The organism is Thermomonas hydrothermalis (genome assembly GCF_900129205.1).
In the GTDB taxonomy this organism is placed as follows: Bacteria; Pseudomonadota; Gammaproteobacteria; order Xanthomonadales; family Xanthomonadaceae; genus Thermomonas; species Thermomonas hydrothermalis.
This window is the reverse complement of record NZ_FQUK01000015.1, coordinates 1-21,681: the sequence shown is the minus strand read 5'-3', so window position 1 is coordinate 21,681 and position 21,681 is coordinate 1. Positions and strand designations below refer to the sequence as shown.

The 21,681-nt window shown below is 66.0% G+C and carries 21 protein-coding genes, 1 tRNA gene and 1 pseudogene; 22 read left to right on the top strand and 1 reads right to left on the bottom strand.

Annotated features, from left to right (window positions below; genetic code table 11):
• Positions 1 to 102: 102 nt before the first annotated feature.
• Positions 103 to 2,505 carry a TonB-dependent receptor plug domain-containing protein gene (locus tag BUA29_RS05755; protein WP_072755662.1) on the bottom strand — a complete coding sequence of 801 codons (2,403 nt, stop codon included), beginning with the start codon at positions 2,503 to 2,505 and terminating at the stop codon, positions 103 to 105.
• Between the two features lie 139 nt (positions 2,506 to 2,644).
• On the opposite strand from BUA29_RS05755, the gene BUA29_RS05750 reads away from it, so the two are divergent.
• The 22 genes and pseudogenes from BUA29_RS05750 to BUA29_RS05645 all read left to right on the top strand — a co-directional run.
• Complete coding sequence (locus tag BUA29_RS05750) at positions 2,645 to 4,498, top strand: ABC-F family ATP-binding cassette domain-containing protein (RefSeq protein ID WP_072755661.1); 1,854 nt, start codon at positions 2,645 to 2,647, stop codon at positions 4,496 to 4,498.
• Between the two features lie 197 nt (positions 4,499 to 4,695).
• Positions 4,696 to 5,007, top strand: a complete 312-nt coding sequence (locus tag BUA29_RS05745) for an FmdB family zinc ribbon protein (protein WP_072755660.1) — start codon at positions 4,696 to 4,698, stop codon at positions 5,005 to 5,007.
• 225 nt (positions 5,008 to 5,232) lie between these two features.
• On the top strand, positions 5,233 to 6,996 hold the full coding sequence (aspS, locus tag BUA29_RS05740) for an aspartate--tRNA ligase (protein WP_072755659.1): 1,764 nt from the start codon (positions 5,233 to 5,235) through the stop codon (positions 6,994 to 6,996).
• The gene (locus tag BUA29_RS05735) at positions 6,993 to 7,520 is read left to right on the top strand and encodes a GNAT family N-acetyltransferase (protein WP_072755658.1); all 528 of its coding nucleotides are present in this window, start codon (positions 6,993 to 6,995) and stop codon (positions 7,518 to 7,520) included. The genes aspS and BUA29_RS05735 overlap by 4 nt, the downstream gene beginning before the upstream one ends.
• A complete protein-coding gene (locus tag BUA29_RS05730) occupies positions 7,517 to 8,152 on the top strand; it encodes an esterase/lipase family protein (RefSeq protein ID WP_143148824.1) in 636 nt (211 codons plus the stop codon). The genes BUA29_RS05735 and BUA29_RS05730 overlap by 4 nt, the downstream gene beginning before the upstream one ends.
• 32 nt (positions 8,153 to 8,184) lie before the next feature.
• Positions 8,185 to 8,904, top strand: coding sequence for a YebC/PmpR family DNA-binding transcriptional regulator (locus BUA29_RS05725; protein WP_072755657.1), 720 nt, complete (start codon positions 8,185 to 8,187; stop codon positions 8,902 to 8,904).
• A 28-nt stretch (positions 8,905 to 8,932) separates the two neighbouring features.
• Positions 8,933 to 9,502 carry a crossover junction endodeoxyribonuclease RuvC gene (ruvC, locus tag BUA29_RS05720; RefSeq protein WP_072755690.1) on the top strand — a complete coding sequence of 190 codons (570 nt, stop codon included), beginning with the start codon at positions 8,933 to 8,935 and terminating at the stop codon, positions 9,500 to 9,502.
• Positions 9,499 to 10,083 (top strand): Holliday junction branch migration protein RuvA, encoded by a 585-nt coding sequence (ruvA, locus tag BUA29_RS05715; RefSeq protein ID WP_072755656.1) that lies wholly within the window; start codon positions 9,499 to 9,501, stop codon positions 10,081 to 10,083. Before ruvC ends, ruvA begins: the two co-directional genes overlap by 4 nt.
• A gap of 39 nt (positions 10,084 to 10,122) precedes the next feature.
• A complete protein-coding gene (locus BUA29_RS05710; RefSeq protein WP_072755655.1) occupies positions 10,123 to 12,054 on the top strand; it encodes a potassium transporter Kup in 1,932 nt (643 codons plus the stop codon).
• A gap of 46 nt (positions 12,055 to 12,100) precedes the next feature.
• Positions 12,101 to 13,135 (top strand): Holliday junction branch migration DNA helicase RuvB, encoded by a 1,035-nt coding sequence (gene ruvB, locus BUA29_RS05705; RefSeq protein ID WP_072755654.1) that lies wholly within the window; start codon positions 12,101 to 12,103, stop codon positions 13,133 to 13,135.
• On the top strand, positions 13,128 to 13,544 hold the full coding sequence (ybgC, locus tag BUA29_RS05700) for a tol-pal system-associated acyl-CoA thioesterase (protein ID WP_072755653.1): 417 nt from the start codon (positions 13,128 to 13,130) through the stop codon (positions 13,542 to 13,544). Before ruvB ends, ybgC begins: the two co-directional genes overlap by 8 nt.
• Entirely contained in the window at positions 13,544 to 14,329 is a 786-nt protein-coding gene (tolQ, locus tag BUA29_RS05695; protein WP_072755652.1) for a protein TolQ, read from the top strand. Before ybgC ends, tolQ begins: the two co-directional genes overlap by 1 nt.
• Positions 14,330 to 14,333: 4 nt before the next feature.
• Entirely contained in the window at positions 14,334 to 14,774 is a 441-nt protein-coding gene (gene tolR / locus BUA29_RS05690) for a protein TolR (RefSeq protein WP_072755651.1), read from the top strand.
• 7 nt (positions 14,775 to 14,781) lie between these two features.
• Entirely contained in the window at positions 14,782 to 15,657 is an 876-nt protein-coding gene (locus tag BUA29_RS05685; protein ID WP_072755650.1) for a cell envelope integrity TolA family protein, read from the top strand.
• Between the two features lie 152 nt (positions 15,658 to 15,809).
• The gene (gene tolB, locus BUA29_RS05680) at positions 15,810 to 17,123 is read left to right on the top strand and encodes a Tol-Pal system beta propeller repeat protein TolB (protein ID WP_072755649.1); all 1,314 of its coding nucleotides are present in this window, start codon (positions 15,810 to 15,812) and stop codon (positions 17,121 to 17,123) included.
• A 60-nt stretch (positions 17,124 to 17,183) separates the two neighbouring features.
• The gene (pal, locus tag BUA29_RS05675) at positions 17,184 to 17,717 is read left to right on the top strand and encodes a peptidoglycan-associated lipoprotein Pal (protein ID WP_072755648.1); all 534 of its coding nucleotides are present in this window, start codon (positions 17,184 to 17,186) and stop codon (positions 17,715 to 17,717) included.
• The gene (gene ybgF / locus BUA29_RS05670; protein ID WP_072755647.1) at positions 17,717 to 18,511 is read left to right on the top strand and encodes a tol-pal system protein YbgF; all 795 of its coding nucleotides are present in this window, start codon (positions 17,717 to 17,719) and stop codon (positions 18,509 to 18,511) included. Before pal ends, ybgF begins: the two co-directional genes overlap by 1 nt.
• 9 nt (positions 18,512 to 18,520) lie before the next feature.
• On the top strand, positions 18,521 to 19,207 hold the full coding sequence (gene queE, locus BUA29_RS05665; RefSeq protein WP_072755646.1) for a 7-carboxy-7-deazaguanine synthase QueE: 687 nt from the start codon (positions 18,521 to 18,523) through the stop codon (positions 19,205 to 19,207).
• A 16-nt stretch (positions 19,208 to 19,223) separates the two neighbouring features.
• A complete protein-coding gene (gene queC, locus BUA29_RS05660) occupies positions 19,224 to 19,934 on the top strand; it encodes a 7-cyano-7-deazaguanine synthase QueC (protein ID WP_072755689.1) in 711 nt (236 codons plus the stop codon).
• 36 nt (positions 19,935 to 19,970) lie between these two features.
• Positions 19,971 to 20,046: transfer RNA gene (locus tag BUA29_RS05655), tRNA-Lys, on the top strand.
• A 560-nt stretch (positions 20,047 to 20,606) separates the two neighbouring features.
• Complete coding sequence (locus BUA29_RS05650) at positions 20,607 to 21,371, top strand: TonB-dependent receptor plug domain-containing protein (RefSeq protein WP_072755645.1); 765 nt, start codon at positions 20,607 to 20,609, stop codon at positions 21,369 to 21,371.
• Between the two features lie 29 nt (positions 21,372 to 21,400).
• Positions 21,401 to 21,681, top strand: a pseudogene (locus tag BUA29_RS05645) (ISL3 family transposase); the annotation flags it as partial.

The following is a 21,681-nucleotide window of genomic DNA, read 5'->3' as shown; positions in this document are numbered from 1 at the left end:
GCATCCGGACGTGCGCTCAACGGGATGATCGCATGCCGGGCTTGCACATACGACGACGCCCCGGCGGGCCGGGGCGTCGATGGGTGGCAGTCAGGCGTCAGATCACCATTTGTATGAAATCCGTCCGTAGTAATAGGCGCCGTTGAAGCCAAACGGGCTCTGGGTCGGCCAGATCAACTGGCCGGAGTTGGTGTTCGGCGGGATGACTTTGTCCGGGTAGGTGTCGAACACGTTGTCGGCACCGAGCGCGAACTCCCAGCCGCCGGTGTTGTAACGGGCGCTGAGATCGGTCAGCCATTTGGCACCGAAGGTTTGGTCGAGGGTGGGGTTATTGTTACGGACGGTGAACTTGCCATAGCGGCTGACGATTGCACCAAGCGTCCAGGAACCCACCTTCCAGTCCGCGCCAAGCATGAACTTGTCACGCGGTGCGCCGACTTCAAAGCGCGCCAGCTCGACCCGGCCGATTCGCAGTGCGGTGGGGTCGATGAGCTGCAGGGCCGGCGGATTGGGCGCCACCCGATCCACTTTGGTCTTGTTGTAGTTGTAGCTGAGCGTCCAATCGATACGGCTGGCTGCAAGCTGGGTGGTGTAGGTGGCCACCAGGTCGATGCCGGTGGTGGTGGTGTCCAGCGCGTTGGTGAAGTAGCGACCGCCGCCGACGGACGGGAAGCCGTTGGCATTGAGGTAGTTGCGCACTGCGGTGCTGGTGAGGTTTTCCGACAGGGTGATGCGGTCGGTCACCTTGATCCGGTAGGCATCGGCGGTCAAATACAGCCCATTGGCAGGGGTCAACACCAGACCCAGGCTGAGATTGCGGGATTTCTCCGGCTTCAGCGGTTCGGCCCCCAGCGCGATGCCGGCCGGGTTGGTCACCCGGAAGGTCACGATGTCATAGGGAATGCCGCCGATGAAGTTGGTGGAGGTGGTCTGGTAGAACTGTTGCTGCAGCGAAGGCGCATGGAAGCCGGTGCTGGCGGTGGCGCGCAGTGCCACCGCATCGTTGAACACGTAGCGCGTGCTCAGCTTGCCGGTGGTGGTGTTGCCGAAATCGCTGTAGCGCTCATGCCGCGCAGCCAGGCCGGCCGAGAGTTTGTCGGTCAGATCACCTTCCAGGCCCACATAGAACGAGGAGCTGTGACGGTCGAAGGTGCCGCTGTCGCTGGGCCGGAACCCAGGGAACACCTGTGCCCCGGAGGGGGTGGGGTTGCCGTTGAGCAGCACGCCGCCATTGATGTAGGAGTTGGGTTCGCCGGGTGTGATTTCAAACTGCTCGCCCCGCCACTCCAGGCCATAGGAGAGCGTGGCCGGATAAGCCAGTCCCAGATTCACCGGCCGGCTCAGATCGAGGTTGAGCACGTGCTGGGTGTACTTGAGCGTGCCGGCATAAAACTCGGTGGGTGAGCTGGGGCCCAGGCTGCGATTGAGCGAGTTCTTCACATCGAAGCGCAGGTCGTTGTAGCCATAGGTATAGCTGGCGTCAAAGCGGGTTTCGCCAATCGACGAGCGCATCCCCATCACGAACTGGTAGTCGTTGCTGGTGTTGAAGATCTTGGGCAGGAACCCGTTGGGGTAGATCGACGGGATGTTGCGGGAGTCGCCCGCGGCGCGGAAAAACCCGTTCGACAGCGTTTCCCGGTGGGTGTAGATGCCGTAGGAATAGAACGTGAGGTAGTCGGCCGGCTTCAGTTCACCGTTGAAGGTCAGCGAGCGGTTGTCCACTTCCGGGTCGCCCAGGCGCTGGACGGTCTGGCCAACCGGCGGCGAGCTTGGGGTCTGTGGGCCGGAATACGGCGTGGCCCGGTTGGTCTGGTTCTGGTGACCAAACTGCGCGGCCAGATGCACCTTGCCGCTGGCACCCAGCGCCAGTCCGGTATCGGCCATGACTTGGTATTTGCCACCATCGCCTTCCTTGTATTTGCCATAGGTGGCGGTGGCACTGCCGCCGCTGGCGGAGCCCTTCAGCACGATATTGACCACGCCAGCAATGGCGTCGGAACCGTACTGGGCCGAGGCGCCGTCGCGCAGGACTTCGACGCGCTCGATGGCAGCAATCGGGATGCTGTTGAGATCAGCCGGCGAGGAGCTGCGGCCCTGGCTGCCGTTGACATTCACCAGGGCGCCCAGGTGGTAGCGCTTGCCATTGACCAGCACCAGCACGTGATCCGGGGCGAGGCCGCGCAGCTGCGCCGGGCGCATGGCGTCAGTGCCGTCATTGATCGCGGCACGCGGGAAGTTGAGCGAGGGCAGGGCGCGTGAGAGCGCAGTGGCCAGCTCGGTGGTGCCGGTGGCTTGCAGCACTTCAGGTGTGATGATGTCGATGGGCGACTGCGATTCCGCCACGGTGCGGTCGGTCACGCGGGTGCCGGTGACAATCACCGTGTCGAGCGTGCGGGCGTCCTTTTTGCTCTCTGCGTTGTCTTGCGCAGTGGCGGGCAGGGTGACAAGCAGCGAGGACAGCGCGAGCGCAAGCGGGGTGATCCGAGGCATGGTCCTCTCCTTCATGAGCTGGGGTGGTGATTGCCTGTTTACCACCGGTTCAGTCTGGCTGCAAACCGCAGTGCGGAAATCCTGGAGGGCGCCGCCCTGGGCGGCAAAGGTGGCCGTCAGATCATGGGGACGGTGCGGGTAGAATCGCCCGCCCATGATTTCCTTCCGCAACTTCGCCCTGCGCCGGGGCGAGCGCCTGCTGCTGTCCAATCTCGATCTGACCTTGCATGCCGGCTGGCGGGTGGGGGTGGTCGGTCGCAACGGGGCCGGTAAATCCAGCTTGTTTGCTGCGCTGATGGGCCAGCTCGAACCCGACCAGGGGACACTGGAGGTACCGGTGCGCGCGCGCATTGCCGCGGTGGCGCAGGAAACACCGGCATTGCCAGAGCCGGCGCTCGACTTCGTCCTATCGGGCGATGGCGACGTGCATGCCGCCCTGCGCGCGGAGGCCGAGGCGCGGGCCGCCGGAGACTGGGAAGCGGTGGCGGCGGCACACCAGCGGCTGGAGGAGCTCAAGGGCTATGACGGGCTTGCCCGTGCCGGGCGCCTGCTGCATGGCCTGGGCTTCCCCGCGGAGACCCACGAGAAGCCGGTCGCGGATTTTTCCGGCGGCTGGCGGGTGCGCCTGAACGTGGCGCGGGCGCTGATGACGCCTTCCGATCTGTTGCTGCTCGACGAGCCCACCAACCACCTCGACCTCGATGCCGTGGTCTGGCTGGAGGACTGGTTGAAGCGCTACGACGGCACGCTGCTGGTGATCAGCCACGACCGCGAGTTCCTCGACAACGTGGCCACCCACATCCTGCACCTGCACGATGGCAAGGCGACGCTGTACGCAGGGAATTACACGGATTTCGAGCGCCAGCGTGCCGAGCAGTTGCGCCAGCAGCAGATCGCTTACGAAAAGGAGCAGGCCGAGCGCGCCCACCTGCAAGCGTTCATCGATCGCTTCCGGGCCAAGGCCAGCAAGGCGCGGCAGGCGCAGTCGCGGATCAAACGGCTGGAGAAGCTGGCGGGCACCGAGGCGGTGCGCGTCGAACGTGCCTTGCGCATTGAGTTTCCGGAACCGCTGAAGCTGCCCAACTCGCTGCTGTCGCTGCATGGGGTGGAGGCCGGTTACGGTGCCGACGCACGCATCCTGACACGGGTGAACATGGGGCTTGAGGTTGGCGACCGCATCGGTCTGCTCGGCCGCAACGGGGCCGGTAAATCGACGCTGGTCAAGACCCTGGTCGGCGAGCTCATGCCCCTGGCGGGCGAGCTGCGGGCGCATCCGGATCTGCGCATCGGCTACTTCGCACAGCACACGGTTGAGTCGCTGGTGGCCGGCACCTCGCCGTTGGAGCATCTGCGCGCGCTGGCGCCGGAGGCCAGCAATCAGGCGCTGCGCGATTTTCTCGGCAAATGGAACTTTCCTGGCGATCGCGCGTTTGAGGTCATCGACACCTTCAGCGGCGGCGAAAAGGCGCGGCTTGCATTGGCGCTGATCGCCTACCGGCGTCCGAACCTGTTGCTGCTCGACGAGCCCACCAACCACCTTGATCTCGATATGCGCGAGGCGCTGGCGGAGGCGCTGAGCGATTTCGAGGGGGCGCTGGTCTTGGTCAGCCATGACCGGCATCTGCTGGGCCTGGTCTGCGACCGCTACTGGCGTGTGGCTGACGGGCGGGTCGAGCCGTTCGAGGGCGATCTCGACGATTACGCGGCCTGGCTGCGGGCGCGGCCTGCCGAGGCAGGCGCTGCGGCTCAGGCCCGCACGGCAGCCCCCGTAGCGCCGGCCGCACGCACACCGCCCAAGCCCAAGGTCAATCCCTACAAGCTGCAAAATGCCGAGGCCGAAGTGGCCAGGCTTGAGGCCGAGCTGGCCGAATGCGAGGCCGAGCTGGCCGATCCTTCGGTGTGTACCGACCCGGCTCGGCTGGCCGAGCTGGGGCGGCGGCAGGTGCGGCTACGGCAGGCGCTGGATCAGGCCGAAGAGGCGCTGCTTGCACTGTATGCCGCCAGTTGAGGGGTCACGTTCAGTCTTTGAGGAAATACTCGACCGTGGTCACCACCCGGATCTTCTTGATCTGCGGGCTGCCGGCATCGCGGTTTTCGATGCTCACCACGCCCTGATTGGCGGTGCGGATTGGGGTGGCTTGAAATCCTGACCAGTGGCCCCACTATGGCAGCGGATTTGTTTCTTGACCAGGACTGCACGACACCATGCCGATCTATTCCTTTCGTTGCGATGCCTGTGGGCACGTCTTCGACCGTCTGCAGAAACTTTCCGATGCCGATCCGGACACCTGTCCGGCCTGCCAGGCCCAGGGCCGGGTACATCGCCGGCTGACCGCACCGCAGTTCCGTCTGGCTGGCGGTGGTTGGTACGAGACGGACTTCAAGAAGGACGGCGAGAAAAAGCGCAACCTCGCTGGCGATGGCGGTGCCGGCGAGGCCAAGTGCTCGGACTGCGGGGACAGCAAGGCCGGTGCCTGCTCCACCGCCGGCAAGACCGAGTCTGCCCCAGCCGCCTGACCGGCCGCCGGGCGCGGCGGTGCTGCCCGGGCTTCAACTCAAAAAGGCTGAACAACGCCGAGCCCGGCACATGTCCGGGCTCGGCGCATGCGAATCAAGCGCGCACGCGATTGGTTCGCCGCCGGCCATCAGGCCGACGGAAATCTCCGAACTGATCAGAGATTCCCTAAAATACCGGCTCTGCGCGCGGGCAGCTCGCCCGCGCGGTTGTTTTGCGGAGCCTGCATGCGTACCCATTTTTGCGGCCTGATCGACGAAACGTTGATCGGCCAGTCCGTGACCCTGTGTGGCTGGGCCGATGCCGCCCGCAACATGGGCCAGCTGGTCTTCATCGACCTGCGTGACCACGAAGGCATCGTTCAGATCGTCGCCGAGCCCACGCCGGCGGCGGACAATGCTGCCCTGCTCGAGGTGGCGGCCCGGGTTGGCTACGAAGACTGCCTGCGCGTCACCGGCACCGTGCGCCGGCGCCAGGCGGTCAACGACAAGATCAAGACCGGGCAGGTGGAAGTGGTGGCCGAGCGCATCGAGCTGCTCAACAAGGCCGAGCCGCTGCCGTTCCATCACCACGAGAACCCGGGCGAGGACATCCGCCTGAAGTACCGCTACCTCGACCTGCGCCGACCGGAGATGCAGCACAAGCTGCGCACCCGCACCCGGCTGGTCAGTGCGCTGCGCCGCTATCTGGATGCACGCGGGTTCCAGGACATCGAGACGCCGATCCTGACCAAGGCCACGCCGGAAGGTGCGCGCGACTTCCTGGTGCCGGCGCGCATGCATCCCGGCGAGTTCTACGCCCTGCCGCAGAGCCCGCAGCTGTTCAAGCAGATCCTGATGATGGCGGGCTTCGACCGCTACTATCAGATTGCCCGTTGCTTCCGCGACGAGGCGCTGCGCGCCGACCGCCAGCTGGAGTTCACCCAGCTCGACATGGAGTTTGCCTGGGTCACCGAGCGCGACGTGCAGGATCTCACCGAGGACATGATCCGTACCGTGTTCCGCGAGGTGATCGGGGTGGAGCTGGCCAACCCCTTCCCGCGCATGACCTATGCCGAGGCGATGCGTCGCTATGGCTCGGACAAGCCCGACCTGCGCATCGATCTTGAGCTTGTGGATGTGGCTGAACAGGTCAAGGACTGCGGCTTTGCCGTGTTCACCGCGGCCGCACGTGATCCCAATGGCCGGGTGGCGGCGCTGCGCATTCCGGGTGGGGCCACGTTGTCGCGCAAGCAGATCGACGACTATGCCGCGCATGCGGCCAAGTTCGGCGCCAAGGGGCTGGCGTACGCCAAGATCGACGGATCGGGGGCGGTCAGCTCGCCGATCGCCAAGTTCTTCGACGAGTCGGCGTTTGCCGCGTTGCTGGCACATGTCGGCGCGGGCAATGGCGATATCGTGTTTTTCGGTGCCGGGGCCTATGCCACCGTCTCCGAGTTCATGGGGGCGCTGCGGCTCAAGGCCGGGCGTGAGTTCAATCGGGTGCAGGACGGCTGGAAGCCGCTGTGGGTCACCGATTTCCCGATGTTCGAATGGGACGAGGACGCCCAGCGTTACGTGGCCTTGCATCACCCGTTCACCGCGCCGGCGGTGGACTCCATCGACGAGCTGCGTGCCAATGCCCGCACTGCGGTCAGCCGCGGCTATGACATGGTGCTCAACGGCAACGAAATCGGTGGCGGCTCGATTCGCATCCATCGGCCGCAGATGCAGGCGGCAGTGTTCGATCTGCTGGGCATCAGCCCTGAGGAACAGCGTGCCAAGTTCGGCTTCCTGCTGGATGCGCTCAAATACGGTGCGCCGCCGCATGGGGGCATCGCATTCGGCATCGACCGCATCGCTGCACTGATGGCCGGGACGGAGTCGATCCGGGACGTGATCGCCTTCCCCAAGACCACCACCGCCCAGTGTCTGATGACGGGCGCCCCTTCGCCGGTGGAGGAGGCGCAGCTGGCCGAGGTCCATATTCAGGTGCGACGGCCACAGCCGTGACGGTGACGATCCGCCCCGCTGTGCCTGACGATGCCGCCACCCTGGCGACGCTGGGGGCGGCCACGTTCGTGGAGGCGTTCGGGCATCTGTATCGGCCCGAGGATCTGCAGGCCTTTTTGCAGGAAAACCACACGCCCGCCGCGTACGCCAAGGCGTTGGCGGATCCTCGCTATGCGCTGTGGCTGGCCGAAGACGTAGCAGGCCAGGCCATCGGCTATGCCCAGGCCGGCCCCTGCGGGCTGCCGCACCCGGACGTGCAGCCTGAGGATGGCGAGCTCAAGCGGCTGTACGTCCGGGCCGGATACCAGAGCGGCGGCGTCGGACGTGCCCTGATGGACGCGGCGATGGCGTGGCTGCTGCGCGACGGCCCGCGTACCCTGTGGGTCAGCGTGTGGTCGGAGAACTTCGGCGCCCAGCGCTTCTACGCCCGCTATGGCTTTGCCTTCGCCGGTGAGTACGCCTTTATCGTGGGCCAGCAGCGCGACCGCGAATTCATGTACAGGCGGGAGCCGGTTCCGACGTGATCCAGCGGGTCCTGCTGCTGCACGGCCTGTTCAACCCGGCCTGGTGGCTGGTCCCGCTGGCGGGCGGCCTGCGCAAAGCGGGCCTTGAAGTCGATGTCTTCGGCTATCCGACGTTGGCCGGCGGGTCGGAACGGGCCATCGTGCGGCTGCAGGCCCGGCTGCGCGCCGCGCCCGTCGATGCCATCGTGGGCCACAGCCTGGGCGGGCTAGTCGCGCTGGAGGCTCTGCGCCTGGCCCCAGATGTGGATGTGGCACGGGTGGTCTGTCTGGGTTCGCCGCTGCGTGGCAGCGCGGTGGCGGCTGCGCTGGCGGACCGCCACTGGGGCGCCGCCCTGCTGGGCCGCCATGCGGCGCTGCTGCGCGCAGGCGTACCCGCCTGGCAGGGTGCGGCCGCGGTTGGGGTGGTGGCCGGCAACATCCCGCGCGGGCTGGGGCGCCTGTTTGCGGAGCTGGATGGGGAGCACGACGGCACGGTGGCGGTGGCCGAGACCCGGCTGCCGGGGATCGCCGCGCACTGCGTGGTGCAGGCCAGCCACACCGGGCTGGTGGTGTCGGCCGAGGCGAGGCGGCAGGTTCTGCGATTCCTGCAGGAGGGTCGATTCGAGCCCGCCGTCGGGCCGTCAGCCGTATAATCCGCCGCCTCGCAGACACTCCGGGATGTCCAATGGGACGTGGTCCTTCCATCGAAGCCCGCAAGAACGCGCAGGACGCGCTGCGCGGCAAGCTGTTCACCAAGATCATTCGTGAAATTTCCGTGGCTGTCCGCACCGGCGGCAGCGACCCGGCAGGCAACCCGCGGCTGCGCGCCGCCATCGACCGCGGTCTGGACGTCAACATGTCCAAGGACGTGATCGAGCGGGCGATCAAGAAGGCCGCCGGTGAGCTGGAAGGGGTCACCTACGAGGAAGTCCGCTATGAGGGCTACGGCCCGGGCGGGGTGGCGGTGATCGTCGATTGTCTGACCGATAACCGGGTGCGGACGGTGGCGGATGTCCGCCATGCGTTTTCCAAGTTCGGCGGAAATCTGGGAACCGAAGGCTCGGTGGCGTTCATGTTCAAGCGGCTGGGCGTGCTCAGCTACGCCCCCGGCGCGGACGAAGAAAAAATCACCGAGGCTGCGATCGAGGCCGGCGCCGACGATGTCATCGTGTATCCCGAGGATGGCGCCATCGACGTGATCACCTCGCCCGAGGCGTTTGCCCAGGTCAAGGCTGCGATGGAGGCCGCCGGGCTGGTGCCGGGGTTTGCCGAAATCACGATGCGCGCCGATACCGATACTGCGGTGGAAGGCGAAACTGCCGAACAGGTGCAGAAGCTGCTGCGCTGGTTGCAGGATCTGGACGACGTGCAGCACGTTTATTCCAACGCGGCCGGGCTGGGTTGAGCCGGTCGCCGATGCACGGTAGTCGATGATGCCCCTGCCCACGTCCGATGGCCGTCCTGCGCCGGTGCGCGTGCTTGGCATCGACCCCGGTTCGCAGCGCACCGGGGTGGGCATCATCGACATAGCGACCGATGGTCGGCTGACGCATGTGCATCATCAGCCTCTGATGCTGCTGCACGCCGAGTCCTTCCCGCTGCGGCTGCGGGCGCTTCTGGACGGACTGTGGGCGCTGATCGAACAGTTCCGTCCCGACGAAGTGGCGGTGGAGCAGGTGTTTTTGTCCAACAACGCGATGAGCGCACTCAAGCTGGGCCAGGCACGCGGTGCTGCGGTGGCCGCCTGTGTGGCGCGCGACCTGCCCGTCAGCGAGTACGCCGCCAAGGAAATCAAGCTGGCACTGGTGGGCAGCGGCGGCGCCGACAAACGGCAGGTGCAGCACATGGTGGCGGTGATGCTGGGGTTGTCCGGGCGTCTGCAGGCGGATGCCGCAGACGCGCTGGCGGTGGCCATTACCCACGCCCATGTCCGGGCAAGCGCGGCCCGTCTCGGCGTGGCCGAACGGCTGGCCTGGGGGCGTAAGGGCAGGGGGCGGCGATGATCGGACGGTTGAAAGGCATCCTTATTCACAAGGCGCCGCCGTGGCTCGTCCTCGACGTCCACGGTGTGGGCTACGAGCTGGAAGCGCCAATGAGCACTTTCTACGCGCTGCCCGAGCTGGGGCGTGAGGTGACGCTGTTCACCCATTACGCCCAAAAAGAGGACAGCGTGGCCCTGTACGGCTTTCTCAGCGAAGCCGAGCGACGTCTGTTTCGCGATGTCCAGAAGGTCAGCGGGATTGGTGCCAGGATCGCGCTTGCCGTGCTCTCGGGCGTCTCGGTCGAGGCGTTCGCGCAGCTGGTGCAGGCCGGGGACGTGGCGGCGCTGACCCGCATTCCGGGCATCGGCCGCAAGACGGCAGAACGCATGGTGGTGGAGCTGCGCGATCGTGCCGCCACATTCACCCAGGGCGCGCCCGGGGTGCCGGCGCGCCCGGGGGATGCCGTGGCCGAAGCGGTTTCGGCTCTGCAGGCATTGGGTTACAAGCCAGCCGAGGCCGAGCGCATGGCCAAGGCGGCATCCGGCGAAGGCGAGACCGCCGAAGCCATCATCCGCAAGGCGCTACAGTCCGCGTTGCGTTGACAAGGGGCGGCCGTACGCCGCCCGATCAGGAACCCTCCCATGGCAACACATTCGGCTTCTTCCCCTGTTCCGCCCGCCACTGGCCACGGGCATGAAACGCGGGACGAAATCGGCCTGTTCGGGCTGATCGTGGGCGCCATCGGCGTGGTGTTTGGCGACATCGGCACCAGCCCGCTGTACACGCTCAAGGAAGCGTTCTCGCCGCATTTTGGGCTGACCGCCAACCACGACACGGTGCTGGGCATTCTGTCGATGGTGTTCTGGGCGTTGATGATCACCGTCACCACCAAATACGTCACCATCTTGATGCGCGCCGACAACGACGGCGAGGGCGGCATCATGGCGCTGATGGCGCTGGCCCAGCGCACCCTGAAAAAAGGCTCGCGTGCGGCGTACTACGTCGGCATCCTGGGGATCTTCGGCGCCTCACTGTTCTTTGGTGACGGTGTCATCACGCCGGCCATTTCGGTGCTGTCGGCGATCGAGGGCCTGGAAGTGGTGGCGCCCAGCTTGCATCAATGGATCGTGCCGATCACGGTGCTGGTGCTGGTGGCGTTGTTTGCCAGCCAGCGCTATGGCACAGCCAAAGTGGGCAAGGTGTTCGGGCCGATCACCCTGCTGTGGTTTGCCTCGCTGGCGGCGGTGGGCGTGTTCAATACCCTGCAGGCCCCGGAAGTGCTGAAAGCCTTCAACCCGATGTGGGCGGCCCGGTTCTTTCTTGAGCATCATTTCCACGGCATTTTCATTCTCGGCGCCGTGGTGCTGGCGGTGACCGGCGGCGAGGCGCTGTACGCCGATATGGGGCACTTCGGGCCGCGACCGATCCGGCTGGCCTGGTACTTTTTCGTGCTGCCGGCGCTGATGCTGAACTACCTCGGGCAGGGGGCGCTGGTGCTGGGCGACCCGACCGCGATCCGCAACCCGTTCTACATCGGCGTGCCCGACTGGGCGCGCTGGCCGATGATCCTGCTGGCCACCGCCGCCACCGTGATCGCTTCGCAGGCGGTCATCACCGGCGCGTTCTCGGTGGCGCGGCAGGCCATGCAGCTGGGCTACATCCCGCGCATGCGGATCAAGCACACCTCCAGCGACACCATCGGCCAGATCTATGTGCCTGCCATCAACTGGACGTTGATGGTGCTGGTGGTGGCACTGGTGCTGGCCTTCCGCACATCGACCGCGCTGGCCACCGCCTATGGCATCTCGGTCTCGCTGACGATGTTGATCGACACGTTGCTGCTTGCGCTGGTGGCCTATGTGCTGTGGCCGCGCTGGCGACACTGGGTGCTGCCGTTGTGCGTGGTGTTTGCGGCGGTGGAGTGTGCGTTCGTGATCGCCAACGGCGCCAAGATTCCCGATGGCGGCTGGTTCCCGCTGGTGCTTGGGGTGGTGTTGTTCACCATGCTGCGCACCTGGAGGCGTGGGCGCGAACTGCTGAGCGCCGAGATGCGCAAAGAAGGCATCGAGCTCGCCACCTTCCTGCCGGGCCTGATGCTGGCCCCGCCGGTCCGGGTGCCGGGCACGGCCGTGTTTCTCACCGCCAATCCGGACATGGTGCCGCACGCTCTGCTGCACAACCTCAAGCACAACAAGGTGCTGCACGAACACAACGTGTTTTTGACCGTGGAAACGCTCAACGTGCCCTATGTGCCGAAAGACCGGCGGCTGAAGATCGAGTCGATCGGGGGCGATGATTTCTACCGCGTGATCGTGCGCTACGGGTTCATGGAAACCCCGGACGTGCCATTGGCACTGATGCAGTCGTGTGACCAGTGCGATCTGGTGTTCAACCCGATGGACACCACCTATTTCGTCAGTCGGGAAACCATCGTGCCAAGCCGCCACCGCGGCATGCCGATCTGGCGCGACAAGCTGTTTGCCTTCATGCATCGCAATGCCGCACCGGCCAGTAACTTCTTCCACATCCCCAGCAACCGGCTGGTCGAACTGGGGGCGCAGGTGGAAATCTGAGTGCGCCGGCGGGGCGCAGGGCCAGACAGTCCGATACCATACGGGCATGACCGATCCCCGCATCATCACGCCAGCGGCGACCCGTGAGGACGAGGCGCTGGAGGCCAGCATCCGGCCGCGCCGGCTGGACGATTATCTCGGCCAGCAACCTGTGCGCGAGCAGATGCGCATCTACATCGAAGCCGCCCGGCAGCGCGGCGAAGCGCTGGACCATGTGTTGATCTTCGGTCCGCCCGGCCTGGGCAAGACCACGCTGTCGCATGTCATCGCCAACGAGCTGGGGGTGAACCTGCGGGTCACGTCGGGCCCGGTGATCGAAAAGGCCGGTGATCTGGCGGCGCTGCTGACCAACCTGCAGCCGCGCGATGTGCTGTTCATCGACGAAATCCATCGCCTGTCGCCGGTGGTCGAGGAAATCCTGTATCCAGCGATGGAGGATTGCCAGATCGACATCATGATCGGCGAGGGGCCGGCCGCACGCTCGATCAAGCTGGATCTGCCGCCATTCACCCTGATCGGGGCGACCACCCGCGCCGGGCTTTTGACCGCACCACTGCGCGATCGTTTTGGCATCGTGCAGCGGCTGGAGTTCTACTCGGCGGAGGAGCTGACGCATATCGTCTGCCGCTCCGCGCAGATTCTTGGGATTCCTTGCGATGCGGCCGGCGCGGCAGAACTGGCACGGCGTTCGCGTGGCACGCCGCGGATTGCCAACCGGCTGCTGCGGCGGGTGCGCGACTATGCGCAGGTACGCGGCAGCGGGGTGATCGACGTGGCGACCGCACGTGCGGCGATGGACATGCTGAAAGTGGATCCGGAAGGCTTTGATGAGCTGGATCGCCGCCTGCTGGGAACCCTGATCGACGCGTTCGACGGCGGCCCGGTCGGGGTGGAATCGCTGGCGGCAGCGCTGAGCGAGGAGCGCGGCACGCTGGAGGATGTGATCGAGCCGTACCTGATCCAGCAGGGCTTTCTTGTGCGCACCGCGCGCGGCCGCATGGCTACGCCAAAGGCATACCGGCATCTGGGGTTTAAGCCCAAGGCCAGCACGCCGGGCTTGTTCGAGGCCGGGCATGACTGAGCCGTTCGTCTGGCCGGTGCGGGTCTATTGGGAGGATACCGACGCCGGCGGCGTGGTCTATCACGCGCAGTACCTGGCCTTCCTGGAGCGCGCACGCAGCGAATGGATGCGTGCACTTGGGCTGCAGCAGGACGAACTGCGGCGTGCATTCGACCTGGTGTTCGTGGTGCGGGCCATGCAGGTGGACTTCCGCGCCCCGGCGCGGCTGGACGATCAGCTTTCGGTCAGCGTGTCCCTGCTGGAATGCGGCGGCGCCAGTTTGCGTCTGGCGCAGCGGATCGAGCGCGACGGGGTGCTGCTGATCGCGGCGCAGGTTCATGTCGCCGCCGTCCGTGCCAGCACATTCCGCCCCTGTCGCCTGCCTGCGCCTGTTGTCGACCGTTTGCTACCGTTTCTGGAGACGCCTTGATGCTGCCCCAACCTTTGCTGCAATCCCTGCCGCAAGCCCTGCCTGACGCCCCCGAAGCGGCCTCGGTGGCGCTTGCAAACCCGTCTGCGCCACCGGCCGGCGCGGTGGCCGATCACGGTCTGGATATCCTGCAGCTAGTACTGCATGCCAGCCTTCCGGTGCAGCTGGTGATGGCGCTGTTGTTGCTGGCCTCGCTGTCGTCCTGGGTGATCATCCTGCGCAAGAAGCGGCTGCTGGATCGCGCCGAGCGCGAAGCCGACCGGTTCGAGGAGACGTTCTGGTCCGGGATCGAGCTGTCCAAGCTGTATGCCACCGCCACCGAGCGGCACCGGCAGATCGAGGGGTTGGAAGCGATCTTCGAGGCCGGCATGCGCGAGTTCAATCGCGCCCGCCAGCGCCGTGGCGTTGACGCACGCATGCTGCTGGAGAGCGCCCAGCGCGGCATGCGTGCTGCCACCTCACGCGAACTGGACGGGCTGGAGCGCAATCTCGAGTTTCTGGCCAACGTCGGCTCGATCAGCCCCTATGTCGGCCTGTTTGGCACGGTGTGGGGGATCATGGTGTCGTTCCAGGGGCTGGCCGCCATGAAGGAGGCCACCATCGCCACCGTCGCGCCTGGCATTTCCGAGGCGCTGGTGGCCACTGCCATGGGCCTGTTCGCGGCGATCCCGGCGGTCTGGGCCTACAACCGCTTTGCCACCCGCGTCGAGCGCATGGCGGTGCGGTACGACACCTTCGGCGAAGAGTTTTCCTCGGTGCTGCAGCGCCAGGTCCAGGAGGGCTGAGGCGGTGGCCGCTTCGCATCGTCGCCCACGCAAGCGCCGGCTGAAGGCCGAGATCAACGTCGTCCCCTACATCGACGTGATGCTGGTGCTGCTGATCATCTTCATGGTCACCGCACCGCTGCTCAACGTCGGTGTCGATGTGAACCTGCCGCAGGCCGATGCCAAGTCACTGGAGCAGAAACGCCACAAGCCGGTAGTGGTGCAGGTGTACCGGGATGGCCGACTGGCATTGACCTACGAAGGCGTGGATCGACCGCAGGTGATGGAGGCCTCGCAGCTGGTCGCCAAGGTGCGTGCCTTCGTCGCCGCCGACCCTGGGCTTGCCGTTTATGTGGCCGGCGATCGCGAGGTGAGTTACCAGCGGGTGTATGAGGTGCTGTCGCTGTTGCAGCAACAGGCCAACGTCGCCCGTGCCGGGCTGATGGGCGACCCGAAGCGTCAGTGAGGCCGGTGTGAAACAGACCCGCGCCGACACCGGCATCGCCATTGTCCAGGCCGTGCTGTTGCATGTGCTGCTGTTCCTGCTGCTGTTCGCCGGGTTGCGCTGGTCGCAGCAGACCACGGTGCTGGCGGCACCGGGGGAACCGATCGAGGCGGATCTGGTGACGGCGGACGAGCTCGGCGTCGATCTGCAGCGCGCCCTGCGGCGGTCGCCAACCCCGCCGCCGCAAAAGCAGGCGCCGTTGCCAAAGCCGCTGCCGGAACCGGCGCCTGCGCCATCTGCCCCGCACAAGGCCTTGCCGCCGCCGGTGCCTGAGCCGGCGCCGGTGGAACAGGAGAAAGTGCAGCGGGACGCGCCGTCGCCCGAGGTCGCCAAGCGTCCGCGGGAGCAGGAGGCTCGCCAGCGACAGCCCGATCAGACCGAGTTGAACGCACAACGCCAGGCCGAGCTGGAACGCCAGCGTCTGCGTCAGATCGAGGAGCTTCGCCGCCAGCGTGAGCAGGCCGCGCGTGAGCGCATCCAGGCCGAGATGCGGGCCCAGCAGCTGGCCGAAGCGCGCATGCCCGCGGCCACGCCGCCGCCGGGCAATCGCGGCAGCGATGACGACCTGCAAGCCCGTTACGCCGCCGCTTTACAACAGGCTATCGTCCGCCAGTGGACCCGGCCCGAGACCGTGCCACTCGGGCAGCGCTGTCGGCTCACCATCCATCAGATCCCCGGTGGCGAGGTCATCAGCGTGGACATCGCACCCAGCTGCCCGTATGACGCACTGGGGCGGCGTTCAGTGGAGGCCGCAGTGCTGAAAGCCTCGCCGCTGCCGTATGCGGGCTATGAGCGGGTTTTCAGCCGAGTGTTGGAGCTGAACTTTGTCGCCGAAGATCGCTGATGCGGCAAATCTCCCCTATGGTTCAATCGGTGCTGGCGTCAGCCACCGATGCGCCCCTTTGCCGGTGTGCTGGTGTTCATCCAGGCGTGATAAACGCTTGCCAATCTAGCCGTTCACCGTTGTCTTCGCCCAGGACGTCGTTGCCCTTGCCTATGCCTACGATCGGTTCCATTCGCCGCCTGCTGACTTGCCTCGTCCTGCTGTTAGGCGCGCCCTTGGCAGCGCAGGCCCAATCCAGAGGGCTGGAAATCGACATCGTCGGTGGTAACGCGGCGGCGCTGCCGATCGCGGTGGTGCCGTTCGCTGGCGACTGCGGCGGTGTCGATGTGGCCGGCGTGGTGCGCGCCGATCTGGCCCGTTCCGGGCAGTTCCGCAGCCCGGATCCGGCCACTCTGCCGGAGCGGCCCACCCAGGCCAGCGAAGTCGCCTATCCCACCTGGCGCATGCTCAAGCAGGATTTTCTGCTGGTGGGCCGCTGTCTGGCCTCGGGTGACACGTACCGCACCGAATACGAACTGTTCGACGTGGCCCGCCAGCAGCGCCTGCTGGGCTATGCGCTGATCGCGCCAGCTGCATCGATGCGCGATGTCGCCCATCAGATCAGCGATGCCGTGTACGAAAAAATCCTGGGCGTGCCTGGTGCGTTCTGGACCCGCATCGCCTACGTCACCGCCAGCGGTCTCGGGCGCAGTGCCCAGTATGCGCTGATGGTGGCGGATGCCGATGGCTACAACCCGCGCGCCGTGGTCACTTCCAGTGAACCCATCCTGTCGCCGGCATGGAGTCCGGATGGGCGTAAGCTGGCCTACGTCAGTTTCGAGGGGGGCAACTCCGGGATCTGGATCCAGGACGTGGCTAGCGGCAGCCGCGAACGCATCACCCGCTTCCGCGGCATCAATGGTGCGCCCCGGTTTTCACCGGATGGCACCCGGCTGGCGATGAGTCTGTCCAAGGGCGGCAACCCGGATATCTATGTGATGGATCTGGCCAGCCGTCAGCTCATCCAGTTGACCCACGAGTCCGGCATCGATACCGAGCCGGTGTGGAGCCCGGACGGTGCCACCCTGTACTTCACCTCGGATCGCGGCGGCCGGCCGCAGATCTATCAGATCCCGGCCAGCGGCGGCAGTGCCAGCCGGGTCACCTTCGAGGGCAGCTACAACGCCAGCCCCAGCCTGTCGCCCGATGGCAAAAAGCTGGCGACGGCGCAGGGGGCAGGCAATGTGTACCGCATCGCCCTGATGGATCGCAGCACCGGCAGTCCGCGTTGGAGCATGCTCTCGCCGGGTGCGCTGGATGAGTCGCCCAGCTTTGCGCCGAATGGTGCGATGCTGGTCTATGCCGCCCGCGAAGGCAGTCGCGGCGTGCTCTACACTGTTTCGGTCGATGGCCGGGTACGGCAGCGTCTGGAAGTGTCCGGCGGCGATGTGCGTGAGCCAGCCTGGTCCCCGTACCGGAAACATTGATCCCACATGCCCCGCGCCGGGGCGCTTGTACCATCCCGTTCTTGCCAAGGAGGAGTTGTCATGTCGAACACGTCCGGTGTCACCCGCATTCTCACCCTCGCGCTGCTGACCGTCGCCGTTGCGGCCGGCTGCAGCAAGAAGGTCAAGGAAACCCCGCCGGCCCCGATGCCGGAGCCGCCACAGGCCAGCACCGCGCCGGTGACTGAAGCGCCGCGTCCGGGGGTGTACACGCCCGCTGACCTGGATACCGATGCCTGCCTGCGCCAGCGCGTGGTGTATTTCGATTTCGATCAGGACGCGCTGAAGCCGGAGTTCACGGCGCTGATCGCCTGCCACGCCAAGTATCTGCGTGACCGGCCCTCGGCGCGTCTGCGGCTGGAAGGCAATGCCGACGAGCGCGGCAGCCGCGAATACAACCTCGGGCTGGGCGAGCGCCGTGGCAATGCCGTGTCTTCGGCGCTGCAGGCCAGCGGCGGCAGCGCAACCCAGCTGACCGTGGTCAGCTATGGCGAGGAACGTCCGGTCTGCGCCGAGCACGAAGAGTCGTGCTGGGCCAAGAACCGTCGTGTCGAGCTGATTTATACCGACAAGTGATGCGGATCGCTCTCGTGTCTCTGGCCGTGGCGGCGCTGCTGGCGCCGCCGTCGGCATCGGCGCAGCGTGCGCCCAGTCTGGCCGACCGGGTGGCCGCGCTGGAGCAGCGCATGGCCGGCGAGCAGAATGCGGTGGAGCTGGTCAACCAGATCACCCAGCTGCGCGCCGAGGTGCAAAGCCTGCGCGGCCAGGTGGAAGACCTGCAACATCAGCTGGAGCAGGCCCGGCAGGGGCAGCGGGCGCAGTATCTGGATTTGAGTGGTCGGCTCGACCGTCTGGAGGCCACCGGTGCCAGCACCGCGTCGCCGTCTGGTACGGCGGCGTCATCTCCTGGTGCGGCGACGGCGCCATCGTCCGCCACGCCTCCCCAGCCGGCCGGCGTGGCGGCTCCGGCCGTGCCCGCTCAGGACGAGCAAAGCGCCTACGCCAATGCCTTGGAGGCGCTCAAGACGGGTGACTACGTCGAGGCGGCGCGGCGTCTGCGCGCCTTCCTGGCCACCTATCCCGATGCCGCGCTGACCCCGAATGCCTTGTACTGGCTTGGGGAAAGCTATTACGTCACCCAGAACTACGCGCTGGCGGCGCAGCAGTTTGAGGCCTTGCTGGAACGCTACCCGATCCACGACAAGGCGCCGGGTGCGCTGCTCAAGCTGGGGCTGTCGCAGTACGGGCTCAAGCAGTTGCCACAGGCCGAGGCGACGTTGCGCCAAGTGGTGCAACGCTATCCGGGCAGCGATGTGGCCCGCACCGCCGAGGATCGGCTGCGGGCGATGGCGCTGACTAGCAACCGGTAGAATGTGCGCATGACTGCCGTCGCCGATGCGGCCGCCGCGTCGGCGGCCGGCCAGGCCGAGCGCCTGAAGCTCACCGAAATCTTCCTGTCGTTGCAGGGCGAGGCCCGCGACGTCGGTTGGCCCACCGTGTTCGTGCGCCTGACCGGCTGCCCGTTGCGGTGCCAGTACTGCGATACCGCCTACGCATTCCACGGCGGGCAGTGGTGGACGCTGGAGGCCATCCTGGCCGAAGTCGCCCGGTTCGACGTCCGGCATGTCTGCGTCACCGGCGGCGAACCGCTGGCGCAGAAGCGCTGCCTGCAGCTGCTCACACGCTTGTGCGATGCCGGCTACCACGTTTCGCTGGAAACCTCGGGCGCGCTCGACATCGCGGGCGTCGATCCGCGGGTGAGCCGGGTCGTGGACATCAAGACCCCGGGGTCGGGCGAGGAGGCGCGCAACCTGTGGGCCAATCTCGACCTGCTGACGCCGCACGACCAGGTCAAGTTCGTGATCTGCTCGCGTGCAGACTACGACTGGGCCTGCGCGGTGGTCGCCCGCCATCGCTTGCATACCCGCTGCGAGGTGTTGTTCTCGCCCAGCGCCGGCCAGCTTGAACCACGCACGCTGGCCGACTGGATCGTGGCCGACCGCTTGCCGGTGCGCTTTCAGATCCAGCTGCACAAGCTGTTGTGGAATGATGCCCCCGGCCACTGACACCATCTTTCTGCCCATGCTGACACCCACAAAACCCGCCGTCGTCCTCGTGTCCGGTGGCATGGATTCCGCGGTGGTTCTGGCCATCGCCCGGGAAGCTGGCTTTGCCCCGCATGCCCTGAGTGTGCGCTACGGCCAGCGGCATACCTCCGAGCTGGATGCCGCCGCCCGCGTCGCGCGCGCGCTGGGTGCTGTGGCGCATAAGACCGTGCATGTGGATCTGCGCAGCATCGGCGGCTCGGCGCTGACCGATGACATCGCAGTCCCCACCGACGCCGATGGCCATGTGATCGGGCAGGGCATCCCGTCCACCTACGTACCCGCGCGCAACACCATCATGCTGTCAGTAGCCTTGGGCTGGGCGGAAGTGCTGGGCGCCACCGACCTGTTCTGCGGGGTCAATGCAGTGGACTACTCCGGCTATCCGGACTGCCGGCCCGCCTTCATCACCGCGTTCGAAGCGCTGGCCAACCTGGCCACCAAGGCCGGGGTGGAAGGTCAAAAGTTCCGCGTGCACGCCCCGCTGCTGCATCTGTCCAAGGCTGAGATCGTGCGCGAAGGGCTGCGGCTGGGGGTGGATTTCGCACAGACCGTCAGCTGCTACCAGGCCGACCCCGAGGGACGCGCCTGTGGCCACTGCGACGCCTGCCGGCTGCGCGCGCAGGGCTTTGCCGACGCCGGGGTCGCCGACCCCACCCGCTACGTCAACGGCGCTCGGATCGGTTAGAATGCGCGCCCCGGCGCAAGGCCGGGCGCATCCTGTGGGCCGTTAGCTCAGTCGGTAGAGCATCGGACTTTTAATCCGCTGGTCGTTGGTTCGATTCCAACACGGCCCACCACTTCAGAGCAGTCGGTCTCGCATTCGGGCTCAACCCGCTGGTCGTTGGTTCGATTCCAACACGGCCCACCACTTCAGAGCAGTCGGCCTCGCATCCGGACTCAATCCGCTGGTTGAGTGGTTCGATGCCAGTACGGCACACCATCTCTACCAGATCCATCAGGCAGCCGGTCTTGCATCGCATCTGGGTGCTACGCGGTCAGACGACAGATGCATCAGTGTGCAAGCGGGATTAACGGAAACTTCATTTGTTTTTGTGGTTGTTGTAGCATCGGCAGGTCCACCCCTCCTCGTGACGGGGGGTTGCCGTCAGGGCGGGGTGGGCGTCTCTATTCACTCCATACCCTGGGGGTACACACAATGAAACGTTCGAAGTTGCGCGATGCCATCGTCATCGCCCTGATCGCAGGGGTTGGCGGGTTCTCCGCATCCGCCCTGGCACAAGAGGCCACCACCAACACCGGGACCGAGGCCAAGTAGGAGAAGAAGGCGACCGACCTGGACGCGATCGTCGTCACCGGTACGCGTATCCAGAGCCAGACCATCACGGCTTCCAGCCCGGTGGCTGAAATCAATCAGGAAGAGTTCAAGGTCACCGGTGCCACCCGTGTGGACGATCTGGTCAACCAGATGCCGCAGCTGTCGCCCTACTTTGACTCGTTCAACAACAACGGTGCCACCGGCTACCCCACCGCTAGCCTGCGCAATCTGGGCGACAACCGCACCCTGGTCCTGATCAACGGGCAGCGCGTGCAGCCGGGTACGGCCTTTGCGGTTGATATCAGCCAGGTTCCGGCTGGTCTGGTCAAGCGCGTCGATATTCTGACCGGCGGTGCTTCGGCCGTGTACGGTGCCGACGCGGTGGCAGGCGTGGTCAACTTCATCCTGGATGACCAGTTTGAGGGCTTCCAGGTCAATGCCGGCTGGTCCGCCTATCAGCACGACAACAACAACAGCTACGTGCAGAGCAAAATGGATGCGCGTGGCTTCACCTACCCGACCGGCAATTCCGGCTTTGACGGCAAGTCGCGCAATATCGATCTGATCTGGGGCAGCAGCTTCGCTGATGGGGCCGGCCACGCCACGGCCTGGCTGACTTGGCGCAAGAATGACCCGCTCTTCCAGGGGCAGCGAGACTACTCGTCGTGCGCGTTGAATGCCGGCGGGACGGCCTGCGGCGGTTCGGGTACCGCACCTGACCCCAACTTCCTGATCGAAGACGCAAGTGGGGCATACCAATACGACTACGCCCACCTGCTGTCTAACGGTCACTGGGCAGCAGGGCCGAGTTCGTTTTATAGCCTCTTTTCAATTTCGAGTGGGTAAGCTGGACCTGAGCAGGTACGGGATCGGGTATGACTGACAAGCTGTTTGAGGCTGCCTTGGGGGTCTCTCCGCCGTGGCAGGTGACGGGCGCGGACTTCGATTTGGCGGCCAAGACGCTCACCATCCGGGTGGACTTCATCGCCGGCAGCCGCTTCGCGCTGGCTGGCGTGGAGGGCCAGCATCCGGTTCACGACACCGTCGCCAAGCGTTACCGGCACCTGAACTTCTTCCAGCACGAGTGCTTCCTGGAAGTGCGTATCCCCCGGGTAAAGCTGCCCGATGGCAGCGTCCGCCAGGTCGATCCGCCGTG